Annotated in this window: 15 protein-coding genes and 2 pseudogenes; 7 read left to right on the top strand and 10 right to left on the bottom strand. The window is 65.9% G+C overall.

Annotated features, from left to right (window positions below; all coding sequences use genetic code 11):
- From CSW58_RS02845 to CSW58_RS02835, 3 genes and pseudogenes are all read right to left on the bottom strand, one after another.
- A partial coding sequence (locus CSW58_RS02845) for an SDR family NAD(P)-dependent oxidoreductase (RefSeq protein WP_143755058.1) occupies positions 1 to 413 on the bottom strand: 413 nt, incomplete at its 3' end.
- Positions 414 to 467: 54 nt separating this feature from the next.
- Positions 468 to 1,506 (bottom strand): annotated as a pseudogene (locus CSW58_RS02840) (NAD regulator).
- Entirely contained in the window at positions 1,445 to 2,086 is a 642-nt protein-coding gene (locus CSW58_RS02835) for a YfbR-like 5'-deoxynucleotidase (protein WP_099446230.1), read from the bottom strand. Before CSW58_RS02835 ends, CSW58_RS02840 begins: the two are co-directional and overlap by 62 nt.
- Positions 2,087 to 2,194: 108 nt before the next feature.
- Here CSW58_RS02835 and CSW58_RS02830 point away from each other — a divergent pair, with 108 nt between their 5' ends.
- Together CSW58_RS02830 and CSW58_RS02825 are read left to right on the top strand one after the other, a co-directional pair.
- Complete coding sequence (locus CSW58_RS02830; RefSeq protein ID WP_099446229.1) at positions 2,195 to 3,007, top strand: universal stress protein; 813 nt, start codon at positions 2,195 to 2,197, stop codon at positions 3,005 to 3,007.
- Between the two features lie 48 nt (positions 3,008 to 3,055).
- Positions 3,056 to 3,427: a hypothetical protein gene (locus tag CSW58_RS02825; protein WP_099446225.1), complete on the top strand. Its 372-nt coding sequence runs from the start codon at positions 3,056 to 3,058 to the stop codon at positions 3,425 to 3,427.
- 228 nt (positions 3,428 to 3,655) lie between these two features.
- Here the strand turns inward: CSW58_RS02825 and CSW58_RS02820 are convergent, their stop codons facing one another.
- The 6 genes from CSW58_RS02820 to CSW58_RS02795 form a co-directional block, all read right to left on the bottom strand.
- Positions 3,656 to 4,486 (bottom strand): hypothetical protein, encoded by an 831-nt coding sequence (locus tag CSW58_RS02820; protein WP_099446224.1) that lies wholly within the window; start codon positions 4,484 to 4,486, stop codon positions 3,656 to 3,658.
- Between the two features lie 90 nt (positions 4,487 to 4,576).
- The gene (locus CSW58_RS02815; protein WP_099446223.1) at positions 4,577 to 5,446 is read right to left on the bottom strand and encodes a MoxR family ATPase; all 870 of its coding nucleotides are present in this window, start codon (positions 5,444 to 5,446) and stop codon (positions 4,577 to 4,579) included.
- Positions 5,447 to 5,566: 120 nt separating this feature from the next.
- On the bottom strand, positions 5,567 to 5,965 hold the full coding sequence (locus CSW58_RS02810; protein WP_099446222.1) for a primosomal protein: 399 nt from the start codon (positions 5,963 to 5,965) through the stop codon (positions 5,567 to 5,569).
- 83 nt (positions 5,966 to 6,048) lie between these two features.
- Positions 6,049 to 6,609, bottom strand: coding sequence for a UDP-4-amino-4,6-dideoxy-N-acetyl-beta-L-altrosamine N-acetyltransferase (gene pseH / locus CSW58_RS02805; RefSeq protein WP_099446221.1), 561 nt, complete (start codon positions 6,607 to 6,609; stop codon positions 6,049 to 6,051).
- 7 nt (positions 6,610 to 6,616) lie between these two features.
- Positions 6,617 to 7,354: a cytidylyltransferase domain-containing protein gene (locus CSW58_RS02800; protein WP_236627616.1), complete on the bottom strand. Its 738-nt coding sequence runs from the start codon at positions 7,352 to 7,354 to the stop codon at positions 6,617 to 6,619.
- Position 7,355: 1 nt separating this feature from the next.
- Positions 7,356 to 9,158 carry a tetratricopeptide repeat protein gene (locus tag CSW58_RS02795; protein WP_099446220.1) on the bottom strand — a complete coding sequence of 601 codons (1,803 nt, stop codon included), beginning with the start codon at positions 9,156 to 9,158 and terminating at the stop codon, positions 7,356 to 7,358.
- A gap of 182 nt (positions 9,159 to 9,340) precedes the next feature.
- Between CSW58_RS02795 and flbT the strand changes: the two are divergent.
- Positions 9,341 to 9,765, top strand: a pseudogene (gene flbT / locus CSW58_RS02790) (flagellar biosynthesis repressor FlbT).
- Entirely contained in the window at positions 9,725 to 10,087 is a 363-nt protein-coding gene (flaF, locus tag CSW58_RS02785) for a flagellar biosynthesis regulator FlaF (RefSeq protein WP_099446219.1), read from the top strand. Before flbT ends, flaF begins: the two are co-directional and overlap by 41 nt.
- A 98-nt stretch (positions 10,088 to 10,185) precedes the next feature.
- On the opposite strand, the gene CSW58_RS13950 is transcribed toward flaF, so the two are convergent.
- Positions 10,186 to 10,347, bottom strand: a complete 162-nt coding sequence (locus CSW58_RS13950) for a hypothetical protein (protein WP_161494548.1) — start codon at positions 10,345 to 10,347, stop codon at positions 10,186 to 10,188.
- Here CSW58_RS13950 and CSW58_RS02780 point away from each other — a divergent pair.
- From CSW58_RS02780 to CSW58_RS02770, 3 genes are all read left to right on the top strand, one after another.
- Entirely contained in the window at positions 10,331 to 11,155 is an 825-nt protein-coding gene (locus tag CSW58_RS02780; RefSeq protein WP_099446218.1) for a flagellin, read from the top strand. The genes CSW58_RS13950 and CSW58_RS02780 overlap by 17 nt on opposite strands.
- 307 nt (positions 11,156 to 11,462) lie before the next feature.
- A complete protein-coding gene (locus CSW58_RS02775; RefSeq protein WP_099446217.1) occupies positions 11,463 to 12,284 on the top strand; it encodes a flagellin in 822 nt (273 codons plus the stop codon).
- A gap of 253 nt (positions 12,285 to 12,537) precedes the next feature.
- Positions 12,538 to 12,702 carry a hypothetical protein gene (locus tag CSW58_RS02770; RefSeq protein ID WP_236627615.1) on the top strand — a complete coding sequence of 55 codons (165 nt, stop codon included), beginning with the start codon at positions 12,538 to 12,540 and terminating at the stop codon, positions 12,700 to 12,702.
- Positions 12,703 to 12,885: the final 183 nt, after the last annotated feature.

Raw genomic sequence — 12,885 nt, 5'->3', positions numbered from 1 at the left:
CCCGGTCGGGCGCAGCGCATCGCCCGGATCGCCTCGCGACAGCCCAGAAAGACGCCGTCGAGATTGGTGCGATGCACCGCCCGCCAGTCTTCCAGCCGCGCGTTTTCCGGATCATGCGCGACCGGGCCATCCTCGAATCCGGTGATGCCGGCATTGTTGACCAGGATATCCAGCCGACCCTCAGCGCGCACGAGTTCGGCCATGGTCTTACGCCAGTCGTCCTCCTCGCGCACATCGAGTCGACGGTAGCGGGCGGCCGCGCCGATCGCGCGCGCCGCGGCCTGGCCGGCCTCGTCCCGCACATCGGTCAGCCAGACCCGGGCCCCCTCCGCGGCAAAGCGTTCGGCAATCGCCAGGCCAATGCCCTGGGCGGCGCCGGTGATCAGGGCGACCTTGGCGTTCAGACGATTCATGGGGCCTCCGGAACCAGGACGGCCGGCGCGGGCGCGCCGGGCCTCGATCGCTGTTTAGTCCCGCAGCAGCGGCAGGCTCAAGCCCGTCGCCGGGCGCTCCGCCAGGGCTTCGCGGCGGAAGCGGAACAGCTCGGCCGGGCGGCCGCCGGTTTCGGCGTCCAGGCGGCCCAGGCCCTCGACCAGGTCCTCGCGCTCGACCACGCGGCGGAAGTTCTGCTTGTGCAGCGGCACGCCGGCTATGGCCTCGACCGTGCGCTGCAGGGTCGAGAGGGTGAATTCTGGCGGGGTCAGTTCGAACACCACCGGCCGATACTTGATCTTGCCGCGGAGCCGCGACAGGCCGGTGGCCAGGATGCGGCGGTGGTCGGAGATCATCGGCTCGCCCAGGGCCGCCGACAGGGCGACCGGCTCGGCCGGGTCTTGGCCGTCGGCCCGGGCCCGGTCGCGGGCCGCCTCGGGGGCCAGGCCGGCCTCGTAGAGCAACTCGTAGCGCTCCAGCACCCGTTCCTCGTTCCAGGGCGCGCCGTCGAGGGCGAAGGCCAAGCGGGCGCGCGAGGTCTTGTCGGCGTCGTCGCCGGCCCAGCGGCGCAGGGCCGGGGCGATGGCCTCGTCGAGCAGGGCGGGACGGCCGTGACGCCAGTCCTCCCACGGAAAGAACCGCGACCAGGGGGCCCAGAGCGTGTCGGGGGCCTGGGTTTCGGTGGCGGTGGGGGTCAGGCCCAGATAGCCGACCGAGACCACCCGCGCGGCCCCGGCCCCGACCTCGGCGCGCGGCGCGTCGCGGCCCTTGTCGCCGAAGGTGTAGAGCTGCTCGACATAGCCCAGCTGGAACCGGGTCTGTTCAGTGACGAAGGCCCGCAGGCCCAGTTCGAAGGTGCGGTGGCCCTCGGGGTCGAACGGGCCGAACGGCAGGCCGGGCAGGGGGCTGGCCACGTCGGTGATCGCATCATGCGGCCGCACGGTCAGGACCAAGGCCTCGCCGTCGCGGATGGCGACGACCACGGCCGATAGTCCGATGACGACCGAAGCGCTCATTCGGTCTCGAACGCGGCGTTGGGCGCGGATTCGAACCCCGCCGCCCGCGACAGCACATGAAAGCGCTGCACATAGTGGGCCTGGGCCTCGAAGGGCGGCAGCGGCACGATCTTCAGGTCATAGCCGGGCGGCGGGGCGCCGAAGATCGACAGGGATTCGGCCTGGTCGAAGCCGGCCAACTGCGTCGCTTCGAAAAAGGCGCAGGCCCGGTCGGCCTGCTTGATCAGCTTCTTGATCGCGGCGGGCGTCTTGACCGGCAGGCCAAAACGGATGTGGATGGCGTCCTCCAGCCGGGCCTCGAAGTCCTTGTAGCTGACGCCCAGCGCCGCCTTGAACGGACTGATCATGTCGCCGATCACATATTCGCTGGCGTCGTGCAGAAGCGCCGCCAGTCGCCAGCGCGGCTCGAGGTCGGGCTTGATGTGGGCGACGATCTCCTCGACCACCAGGCTGTGCTGGGCCACGGAGAAGCCATGCTCGCCGATGGTCTGGCCGTTCCAGCGCGCCACCCGCGCCAGGCCATGGGCGATGTCCTCGATCTCGATGTCCATGGGCGAGGGGTCGAGCAGATCCAGCCGGCGGCCCGAAAGCATCCGCTGCCATGCCCTCGGCGGGCCCTTATGCAGCCCTTTGGCCACGAGATCGTTTCCTACAGTGAAGGTGGCTTTGCTGACGCATCGCTTGCGAAAGATCAATGACGCGCCGTCTTCCATCCCATGGAAATGCGCCAACAGGGGAGTTCGATCATGAGCTGGGCAAAAATCATGGCGCCGGTGGCCGGCGTGAAGACCGACATCGACTTGCTGCGAGCTGCGGCGCGGCTGGCCGGGGCCTTCGACGCCGAGTTGGCCTGTGTCCATGCGCCCGCCGATATCGCCGACCTGATGCCCTGGATGGGCGAGGGCTTCATGGGCGGGGTGCAGATCACCGCCATCGAGAGCCTCAAGGAAGCCGCTGCCGAGGGCGCCGGCGTGGTCAAGGCCATGGCGGCCGAGCTGGGCTATGCCCGCGCCAAGGTCGTCTGTCTGGAGACGCCCGTCTGGGCCGGCCTGGCCATGGAGGCCCGCCTGTCCGACGTGATCGTCTTCGACGATTCCGCCGCCCGAGGGCGCGGCCCGTTGGCCGAGACCTTCCAGCAGATGATCGCCGACGAACAGCGGCCGGTGATCGTCGCGCGGGCGGGCTTCCGGCCCGACGGCGTGGCCCTGGTGGCCTGGGATGGCGGCAAGGAGGCCAGCCGCGCGCTGCGAACGGCCCTGCCGTTGCTACAAAAGGCCTCGTCGGTCGTGCTGGCCTGCGCGCCGGGCGCCTCATCGCGCAGCTTCGATCCGGCCCGCGCTCTGGAGTTCCTCGCGGCCCGGGGCGTCACGGCCAGCCTTCGCACCCTCGAGGGCTCGGGCGACGCGGCCGGCCTGCTACTGGGCGCGGCCCGAGAGGTCAAAGCGGATCTCCTCGTGGCCGGGGCCTTTGGGCACCCGCGTCTGCAGGAGTTCATCTTCGGCGGCACCACCCGCAGCCTTCTCAACACCGACGGGCCCTCCCTGTTCCTGTCGCACTAAAGCTGCTGAAAAGCGTTCCGTAACCGAGAAAACCAAGGAGGACATCGTATGTCCCTGTCGCGTATCGTCATGCGTCTCGCCCGCAATCCGGGCACCGAATTCGCCGGTGGCGATGATCATCGGGGCTATGCCCTGACCGCCCCCCTGACCGCCGACGGCATGCTGGATGAAGCGGCCTACGCCAAGGTGAAGGCTGACTGCAGCGTGCGCCGCTTCTCGCCCGATGAGGAGGCCGTGGACGGTCGCCTGGCCCGCAAGGGCAGCCGGTGGTTCTTCGACTATGACCAGACCGACGAGGCCGATGACGAGCCCGTCCACCGCTTGGGCGAACACCGCTTCGCGACCGGCGAATATGTGACCGTCACCGACGAGGACGGCCGGCCCCTGACCTACAAGGTCATGGAAGTGGCGCCGGTCTAGAGGCGCCGGACAAGGTCAGGAAGGGTCAAGCATCCCCTGAACGCCGTCTTCCCGGTACATGCCGGGGAGACGGCGCATTGGACGATCCAGCCGATCATTAGCGGCTCCGTCTGGCCGCTGGACCATTTTCCGGTCGAGCGTGAAACGGCCATCGGAAAATGCTCTAAACTTTTGATATAGAGGCCTTTTCTCCCGCCCTCTGATGAATTCATCAGGTCGGAAGGGGCTCTAGCCCCCGACGTTGTGGCGCACCAGGGCCTTCATGTCCTTGAAGATGTCGTGATCGCCGCCGTCGCGATCCTTGGCCTTGACGATAGCGACGGCCATCGGCCCGCCCTTGGGGCCGCGAGCCTCGTAGCCGACGACGCGATAGCCGCTGGTCGCCTTGTCACTGGCCAGGATCAGGGTGGCCCGAACGCCGTCGCCGCCCCGGCGATGACGGACCTCGGCGCCGTCCCGGTCGGCCTTGATGTCGACGCCGCCGTCCTCATCCGAACTGGCGCGGACCACGGTGGACTTGCTGTTGGCGGATTCGTTGACCTGAACGCTGCGCGAGGCGTCGCCGTCGCGAACCACCAGATTTTTCGAAACCCTGACCTCGGCGGAGTCGTCATTGGCGTTGATGGTCAGGCCGCCGATCTTGATATCGGCCTTGTCGCCGTGGGCGTCGATGCTGACGCCAGGCAGGCGGATGCGAGCCGTATCGCCGTCGGCCTTGACGCCCTCCGTCGCGCTGATCGTCTTGCGGGCCGGCATCAGGGTCTTCAGGTCAGCCTCGATGGGGGCCAGTGCCGCCTCGGCGTCGCCGCCTGGCATCGGCAAAAGCCGGAGCACCACCTCGGCCTGGGCGCCGGAATAGACGCAGGACTGGCCGTCCGCCGCCGCGCTGACCTTGCGCAGCTCGCCCTGAACCGCCGGGCAATCGAGCTTGCTGATCACCTTCAAGGGCGAGCGCGAGACCCTGTCGCCACGGTCGCCGTGGTGGACCTCGACCTTGGGTGAACAGGCGGCCAGAACCAGCAGCGAGGCCGAGGCCGAGATCAACAGAGCAGCGCGCATAGGGGTGTTCCTCGAATTCAGGCGAACCTGAGGTGACCCATGCGCGAGGTCCAATGAAATCGGCTTAACGATCCACCGACCGGCCGCGGCCTATTGCCCCGGACGCGCGCCCGAGCCCTCGCGGCGCGCCAGGAAGGCCAGCCGTTCGAACAGATGGACGTCCTGCTCGTTCTTGAGCAGCGCGCCGTGCAGGGGCGGGATCAGCTTGGTCGGATCCTTTTCCCGCAGGGTGGCCTCGTCGATGTCCTCGACCAGCAGCAGCTTGAGCCAGTCCAGCAGTTCCGAGGTCGAGGGCTTCTTCTTGAGGCCCGGCACCTTGCGCATGTCGTAGAAAATCCGCAGGGCCTCGGCGACCAGCTTCTGCTTGATGCCCGGGAAGTGCACGTCGACGATGGCCTGCATCGTCGCCTCGTCGGGGAAGCGGATATAGTGGAAGAAACAGCGGCGCAGGAAGGCGTCGGGCAGTTCCTTCTCGTTGTTGGAGGTGATGATGATGATCGGCCGGACCTTGGCCGCGATCGTCTCGCCGGTCTCGTAGACGTAGAATTCGTTGCGATCGAGTTCCTGCAGCAGATCGTTGGGGAACTCGATGTCGGCCTTGTCGATTTCGTCGATCAGCAGCACGGGGCGCACGGGGGCCTCGAAGGCTTCCCAGAGCTTGCCCTTCTTGATGTAGTTGGCGACGTCCTTGACGCGCTCATCACCCAGTTGGCTGTCGCGCAGGCGGGTGACGGCGTCGTACTCGTAAAGGCCCTGCTGGGCCTTGGTGGTCGACTTGATGTGCCAGGTCAGCAGGGGCGCGCCCATGGCCTTGGCGACCTCATAGGCCAGCACGGTCTTGCCGGTGCCCGGCTCGCCCTTGATCAGCAGGGGCCGCTCCAGCGCCACGGCGGCGTTGACCGCCACCTTCAGATCGTCGGTGGCGACATAGTCTTTGGTGCCTTCGAAACGCTGGCTCATTGCCGTCCTCAGCCGGGGCCCATGGCCCTTCGAACAAGTGTTCAAAACGAGCGACCAAACTACCGGCGCGCGCGCGCTTGGCAAGGGATGTGCGTGGCTATTCGAAACCGGCTGGATCGTTCAAGCCTCGTCGGCGTGGCCGAGGGCCTCGATGTCGTCTTTATCAAGGGTCGTGGACTCGAAATCGGCCGGCTGGTCATCGTCGCCGCCGAGGGTCTCGTCGATATCGAGATCGTCGCCGGCGATGGCGTCGAGCGGCTCGCGATCGACGTCCAGCCCTTCGTCGTCGCGGCCTGATTCGAGGATTTCCTGGACTTCGTCCAGTTCATCGTCCTCGACGAGGTCGGGGTCGGGATCCTCGTCCTCATCGGCGTCGCCGTCCGCCACGGTGACGTCCAGGACGTCGTCGAGGTCATCGAAATTGGCGATCGCCTCGCCGTCTTCGGTCAGATGGGTCTCGTCCAGCGCCTCGGCGCGGTCTTGGGCGTCAGCGCCGTCGAAATCGGGATCGGTGGACATGGCGGCTCCTGGCTCTCTCGGGCTTGGTCTCCCGCAGAAACGTCTCGCCGAGGCCAGGAGTTCCGCCCTGAACCGGCGCGACCTCAGGCGATGTCGAAGCCCTTGGCCAACAGACGCTCACGCATGGCGGGGCGGCGACCCGCCCAGTCCTCGGCCAGCAAGCCCAGGCCCACCACGTCAGCCGGCTCGCCGTTCTTGATCACATGGGCCCGGTACAACGCCTCGCGCTCGAAGCCATGCATCAGATGCAGCCCCCAGACCGCCTCGTTCGACAACAGGACCTCGCACCAAAGCTTGCGTAGGCCCAGAACGCTGAAGACGTAGTCGATGACCCAGAATTCGACGAACGACCCGACGCCCAGGCCTCGAACGGAGGGGCTGGCCAGGTAGTAGGCCCAGTCGCAGCGCCCGGTCGTACGGTCGATATTGACCAGGTTGGCGAGGCCCACGGGCTCGTCATTGACCTCGATGATCCAGTACCGGCGGCGGACGTCCCCCGCCAGGCCGTCAAACCAGCGGTCATGTTCGGCGGTCGTGATCGGATGATCGGCGTACATGTAGGCGGCGACTTCGGGGCTGTTGCGCCAGGCGTGGATGCGAGTGCGGTCCGCCTCGATGAGGTCGCGCAGGATGATCCGGGTCATCGCGGTTCTAAAGCCTCCGTTCACCGCCAAGCCGGGCCAGATCGGGTCGTCGCGACACCAGGTCTCGGACGTCGTCGGAGGTAAAGGCCGGCTTGACTGGGTAGAGCGCCGCATAGACGGCGCGGACGAATTCCAGGTCGTCGGGCAGGTCGACCGTCCAGCGCACATCGCCCTCATCGGCTGGCTGGGTCAGGCCCACGACGGTGAAGCGCTGGGGATGGTTGTAGATGAACGGCGTGACGTGCTCGCGGTCATAGGCCTCGGTCGCTTCGGCGGCGGCGGTCAGCAGGCTGGCCGCGGTCATCACCTCGACGTCCAGGCCCTTGGCGAAGGTCCGCCCCGCCGCGGTGCTTGAGGCGTAGTCCGCTCCGGTCCGGCGGTGCAGGGCCAGGGTGGCTTCAATGACCTCGGGGTCTGCGAGCGGGCAGTCGGCGGTCAGGCGAACCACGGTCTTGGCCGGGCCAAAATGCTCCAGGGTGTCGGCGAAGCGTCCAAGAACGTCGTCCAGCGCGCCGCGATGAACGGGCACACCGGCCGCCGCCAGGCAATGGGCCAGGGGCTCGTCGCTGGCCTCGATCGAGGTGGCGACGACGATCGCGCCGAGGCTGGGCGCGCGGCGCAGGCGTTCGATCTGACGCAGGATCATCGGCGCCCCCTCGAGGTCCGCCAACACCTTGCCCGGCAGGCGGCGTGACGACATTCGGGCCTGCAGGACGGTGAGCACGGAGGGGGAGGCGGTGTTCATCTCAGCCTCTTGCGGAAGCCAGTTCGACCAGGGCCGTCGCGGCCTCTTCCATCACCGGGCCCCAGTCCTGATAGTCGGGCGAGGTGAAACAGCGAGCCTGAGGATACCAGGGATAGGCGTCGGTCCCCAGGCGGGTCCAGGCCGCCGCGCCCGTCAACAGCCAGATTGGCGCGCCGCAGGCTCCGGCCAGGTTGATCGTGGCGTTCGAGAAGCCCGCGACGAGGTCGAGGGCGCAGCTCAGGGCCGCGACGTCATCGAGATCCTGTTTCAGGTCGATGCCGGGCGGTTGCCAGATCTCGACGCCGAACTCGCTCTTGGCCAGGGCGATTTCCTCGGCGCAGTCGCCATATTGCAGGTTGATGAACGAGACGCCGGGCGTTTTCAGCACCGGCTCCCAGAGGCGGAATGGCGAGAACTGCCGGGCCCGCTCGCCATTCAGTTTGAGGCTCTTCCAGAGCAGTCCGACCTTGGGGCCCTTGGGCGCGCCTTCCAGGACCTTGCGCCAGTGCGCGACGCGCTCCGGATCGGCGGTCAGGTAGCGGTCCTTGGCCGGGAAGCTCTCGACTGTGGGCCGGAAGACCTCGAGCAGGGACGCCATCGGGGCCCAGAGGTCGATGCCGCTCCAGTCCTCGATGTCGGGCGCGCCGCGATAGACGCGGCCTTCATAGGAGACCGTCTTGTGCTTGATGACGGTGATCTGGGGAAAGCTGCGTTCGAACAGCGGGACCAACCGCCGCTCGACCGCCAGGGTCATGTGGCCGTCCGGACCCAGAGCCGTCAGTACATCGGGCACCAGATTGGCGAACATCACCTCGTCGCCGAGACCCTGTTCGGCGCAGACCATCAGGTGCTTGCCGGCCAGGGGCTGGTCCGGAGTCCAGCGCGGCGCCTCGAAGCTGAAACGCGGCGCCTCGATCAGGGCGGGGTCGAGGCGCGCCTCATAGGCCTTCCAGCCTTCCGCCACGCGGCCAAGCGCCAACAGAATGGTCGAGCGGGCGAAGCTCATTGTCGCCAGCTCCTCGGGGCTATCATTGGCGGCGATCGCGGCGTCGCAGTCGATCAGGGCGCCCTCGACGTCGCCGAGGTCGAGCTTGGCATAGGCGCGGTTGTGATAGCCGCGGCCAAACGTCGGGGCCAGGCGCAGGGTCTCGTCGAAGAAGGTCACGGCGGTGACGCCGTCGCCGAGGCTGCACATCACCGTCCCCAGGGTGTTCCACAGCAGGGGTTGCTCTGGATTCTCCTGGATCGCCGGACGCAGGACCTCGACGGCCTCCTCGCAGCGATTGAGGTCGCGCAGGGCGCAGGCCAGGTTGTTGGTGCCCTCCAGGTCGCCCGGACGGGCGTTGAGATAGTGCACGAAGAACTTGGCGGCGAGCTCGGGCATGTCCAGGCGGGAGGCCAGACGACCCAGGTCGCCGGCCACGGCCCCATGATTGGGCAGCAGCTTCAGCGCCGCCTCGTAGCATTTCATCGAGCCGGCGAAGTCGCCGTTCTTCTCGCGGGCGATGCCCAGGACATGCCAGGCGACCCCCAGCATGCCGTCGCGTTCCAGGGCCTTGAGGGCCAGCTTCTCGCCCTTGGCGAAGTCGCGATTCTGCATGGCGGCGATCGCGCGCGCCAAAAGCCGGGCGGTGTCCTGATTGCGCAGCTCGTTGGCGGCCCGATTGAGCCTGCTGAGCGCCTCGGTCGAGGCCGAATCACCGACGGCGGTGGCCTTCAAGCCCAGCTGCACCGCCTGCGACACGGCTTCCTCGGCCATGATCAAGGCGCTGGACGAGATCTGCGACGAGCGATTGCGCGACATTTGTGGAGCCTTGGCCATTGGATGCCATCATCCTCTGGGTGAGTATGCTTAACTGAGTCCTAAGCTGCGTCTCACGGTCGCAGGGTTGGCAATACGGCGTTAACCCCGGCCGCCCTAGTTTCCGCTTGCGCCGTCATCTCGACGGACGGGTAACGCAGCGATGCTGAAAGGAGCGGCCAAAAGTGCCTTTGAAGCTGTCGCTGAAGCCCGGTGAAAAGTTCGTGCTGAATGGTGCGGTCGTCCAGAACGGCGATCGACGCGGTGTCCTGGTCTTGCAAAACAAGGCCTCGGTGCTTCGCGAGAAAGACATCATGCAGCCGGACCAGGTCACGACGCCGGCCCGCCACATCTATTTTCCGGTCATGATGATGTACCTGGAAGAGGCCCAGGCGGAACGCCAATACGATGAATTCGCCTTACGCTTGACCGAGTTCATGGGGTTGTCCGCAATCCCGCCGTGCTCACGGACTGCATCGCCATCTCGAAACATGTGATGGCACGCGAATACTACAAAGCGCTCATGCTGAGCCGTAAATTGATCGAATACGAAGACGAGAGGTTGGGGAATGTCTCTACGGGCGTACCAGCAGGCGGCCACGAGGACTGAAAATCCTCGTGAGACCGAATACCGTCTGTTCGGGCAAGTAACCCGGGCCTTGATGGAGGCGGCTCAGGCGCCGGTGGACGACATCCAGACGCGGATCACCGCGCTGGATTGGAACCGCCGTGTCTGGTCGGCCCTGGCGACCGATTGCGCCCTGCCGGAAAACACCCTGCCGGACCAGCTTCGCGCCAGCATCATCTCGCTCAGCCTCTGGGTCGGACGTCACTCCAGCGCCGTGATGCGCAAGGAGGAGGAGTTCGAACCGCTGGTCGAAATCAACCGCATCATCATGCAGGGCCTGGCCGGTCGCGCCGACGCGACCTGACCCCCCGCCGCGCTTGCGGCGATAACTGCCCAGACCCTTCGGAAATTCCTGCCGCCCGGCGAATATTGCATTCGCCGGGCGGTTTTGATTCTGGGTCTTCAGCCAAGATAACTGAACAAAATCAGCGGTGTGGAATTGACCTGGTCGTGGCCCGTGGTGGCCCGGCGCTTGCGAGGGCTGATGTGGACATAAGGTCCGACCGGCAAAATGCCGGGGCTCTCCTCCAAAATGGGGTCCACGACCATGATGAACTCGATCAACACCAATTCCGGCGCAATGATCGCGCTGCAAAACCTGAACACGACCAACTCGGAGCTGCAAACCACACAACAACGCATCAACACCGGCAAGCGGGTCTCGAGCGCCAAGGACAACGGCGCGATCTGGTCGATGGGTAAGATGCAGAGCGCTTCATCGTCTTCGTTGAACGCCGTGAAGGATTCACTCCAGCGCGGTCAGTCGACGATCGATGTGGCCCTGGCTGCTGGCGACACCGTGACCGATCTGCTCAGCAAGATGAAGGAAAAGGCCCTGGCCGCTTCCGACACCTCGCTGAACACCGCCTCATTCAACGCGCTCAAGGCTGACTTCGATTCGCTGCGCGACCAGATCACCAAGGCTGTCACCAACGCCAAGTTCAACGGCGTCAGTGTCGCCGACGGCACGACCACCAAGCTGGCCTTCCTGGCCAACTCGGACGGCACGGCCTTCACAGTGACGGCGCGGACCCTGTCCCTCACGGGCATCGGTCTGTCCGCGGCGACGACGTTCACCACCACCGCGGCGGCCGCCAAGACGATGATCGCAACCGTGACCACCGCCTTGACCACCGCGACGAACAAGCTGGCGACCCTGGGCACCAACTCGACCGGGGTCGATATGCACCTGACCTTCATCGGCAAGCTCCAGGACAGCCTGGACGCCGGCGTGGGCAACCTGTTGGATGCGGATCTGGCGAAGGAAAGCGCCAAGCTGCAGTCGCTGCAAACCAAGCAGCAACTCGGCGTTCAAGCGCTTTCGATCGCCAACCAGGCGCCGCAATCGATCATGTCCCTCTTCAAGGGCTGATCGGCTCCACGCCAGGTTATGGCTCCAAAGCACGCCGGATGGTTTCGACCATCCGGCGTTTTTCTTTGCCCGCGACAACGCCGTCGGCGCCAGATCTGCCCGGCAGAAATTGCCGATCGGCGCCGCAAGGCGGCAGATCTTGCCGGTCTGAGGCGTGGTAAACAGACCTATAACGCAGCAAATACAGTTGTTTGCGCCGAATGTCGCAGGGCGGCAGGATTGGCCCGGTCATTGCTTCCTAGAGTCCTGAGCAAAATGCTCCTGGCTGTCAAAATGACGCCGGACACCTTGAATAGGACCTATCGTAATGGCGCTGAACAGCATCAACACGAACTCGGGCGCGATGATCGCCCTGCAGAACCTGAACACCACCAACAGTGAACTTCAGGTCACGCAACAACGCATCAACACCGGCAAGAAGATCGCTTCGTCCAAGGACAACGGCGCCATCTGGGCCACCGCCCGGAACCAGTCGGCCGCAGCCAGCTCGTTGAACGCCGTGAAGGACTCCCTGCAACGCGGTCAATCCACCATCGACGTGGCCCTGGCCGCCGGCGACACCGTCACCGACCTGCTCGGCAAGATGAAGGAAAAGGCCCTGGCCGCTTCCGACACCTCGCTGAACACCGCCTCGTTCAACGCCCTGGTCTCGGACTTCACCTCGCTGCGCGACCAGATCACCAAGGCTGTCACCAACGCCAAGTTCAACGGCGTCAGCGTCGCGGACGGTTCGACCACCAAGCTGGCCTTCCTGGCCAACTCGGACGGCACGGCCTTCACCGTCGCCGCCAAGACGATCTCGCTGACGGGCCTGGGCCTGACCGCGGGTTCGACCTTCGCGACCGCCGCCGCCGCCAAGACCATGATCGCCACGATCACGACCGCCCTGCAAACGGCGACCAACAAGCTGGCCTCGCTGGGCACCAGCTCGACCGGTCTCGACACCCACCTGACCTTCGTCGGCAAGCTGCAAGACAGCCTCGACGCCGGCGTGGGCAACCTGGTCGACGCCGACCTGGCCAAGGAAAGCGCCAAGCTCCAGTCGCTGCAGACCAAGCAGCAGCTGGGCGTCCAGGCGCTGTCGATCGCCAACCAGTCGTCTTCGTCGGTTCTGAGCCTGTTCCGCTAAGGAACAAGAGGAGGCGGGTCCTTCGGGGCCCGCCTCACCTTTCTTCGGGCGCTTCCGCCGAAGGGGAAAGGGTCACAAGAGGCGCTGGCCATTTCGCCAGCGAAGAGGAGTTATGGATAAGAATGTCGCGCTGACACCCGTCTATCCCGAGTTGTCGGCACTCAAACCTTCTACGCCTATCGCCCCCGTCCCTGGCCCCGCCACGGACGGCGCCGTCGTTTCAGGCCCGGCCCAAGGTCGACAGCCCAATGACGTGCGGCTGGTAATCGAAGAGGGCCCCGTTCCCGGCGGCTATGTCTACAAGACCGTGGACCGCCTGACGGGCGAGACCCTGCAGCAGTTTCCGCGTGAAGACGTCCTGCGACTCAAGTCCGCGCCCGACTACGATCCGGGTGACGTGTTCAACGGCGTCAGCTGAAGCCCGGGCAGGGCGCGCCGAGCTGACTCGCGCGACAGGACGTCGCGGGCTGCTTATGGTTTACGCGCGTTAACCATAAGCTTACTTTCCGACCCTAGCGTCACATCCGAACCGCTCGGCCGTCGAATCGCGTCCCGAGCTTTAAATCGGCAAGAATCGCCGTTCGGAGATCGTGATGACGCT

This window comes from Caulobacter sp. B11, from assembly GCF_002737765.1.
GTDB lineage: Bacteria > Pseudomonadota > Alphaproteobacteria > Caulobacterales > Caulobacteraceae > Caulobacter.
The sequence above is the reverse complement of the archived record's forward strand: the minus strand, read 5'-3'. Positions and strand labels throughout refer to the sequence as shown.

What these genes read in the sequence shown, in the direction of transcription:
- CSW58_RS02795 (WP_099446220.1), bottom strand. Translation starts at nt 9,158, where the DNA reads ATGTCGCGCAATCGCTCGTCGCAGATCTCGTCCAGCGCCTTGATCATG.
- CSW58_RS02775 (WP_099446217.1), top strand. Translation starts at nt 11,463, where the DNA reads ATGGCGCTGAACAGCATCAACACGAACTCGGGCGCGATGATCGCCCTG.
- CSW58_RS02825 (WP_099446225.1), top strand. Translation starts at nt 3,056, where the DNA reads ATGTCCCTGTCGCGTATCGTCATGCGTCTCGCCCGCAATCCGGGCACC.
- pseH (WP_099446221.1), bottom strand. Translation starts at nt 6,609, where the DNA reads ATGACCCGGATCATCCTGCGCGACCTCATCGAGGCGGACCGCACTCGC.
- CSW58_RS02780 (WP_099446218.1), top strand. Translation starts at nt 10,331, where the DNA reads ATGATGAACTCGATCAACACCAATTCCGGCGCAATGATCGCGCTGCAA.
- CSW58_RS02815 (WP_099446223.1), bottom strand. Translation starts at nt 5,446, where the DNA reads ATGAGCCAGCGTTTCGAAGGCACCAAAGACTATGTCGCCACCGACGAT.
- CSW58_RS02830 (WP_099446229.1), top strand. Translation starts at nt 2,195, where the DNA reads ATGAGCTGGGCAAAAATCATGGCGCCGGTGGCCGGCGTGAAGACCGAC.
- CSW58_RS02810 (WP_099446222.1), bottom strand. Translation starts at nt 5,965, where the DNA reads ATGTCCACCGATCCCGATTTCGACGGCGCTGACGCCCAAGACCGCGCC.
- CSW58_RS02800 (WP_236627616.1), bottom strand. Translation starts at nt 7,354, where the DNA reads ATGAACACCGCCTCCCCCTCCGTGCTCACCGTCCTGCAGGCCCGAATG.
- CSW58_RS02820 (WP_099446224.1), bottom strand. Translation starts at nt 4,486, where the DNA reads ATGCGCGCTGCTCTGTTGATCTCGGCCTCGGCCTCGCTGCTGGTTCTG.
- flaF (WP_099446219.1), top strand. Translation starts at nt 9,725, where the DNA reads ATGTCTCTACGGGCGTACCAGCAGGCGGCCACGAGGACTGAAAATCCT.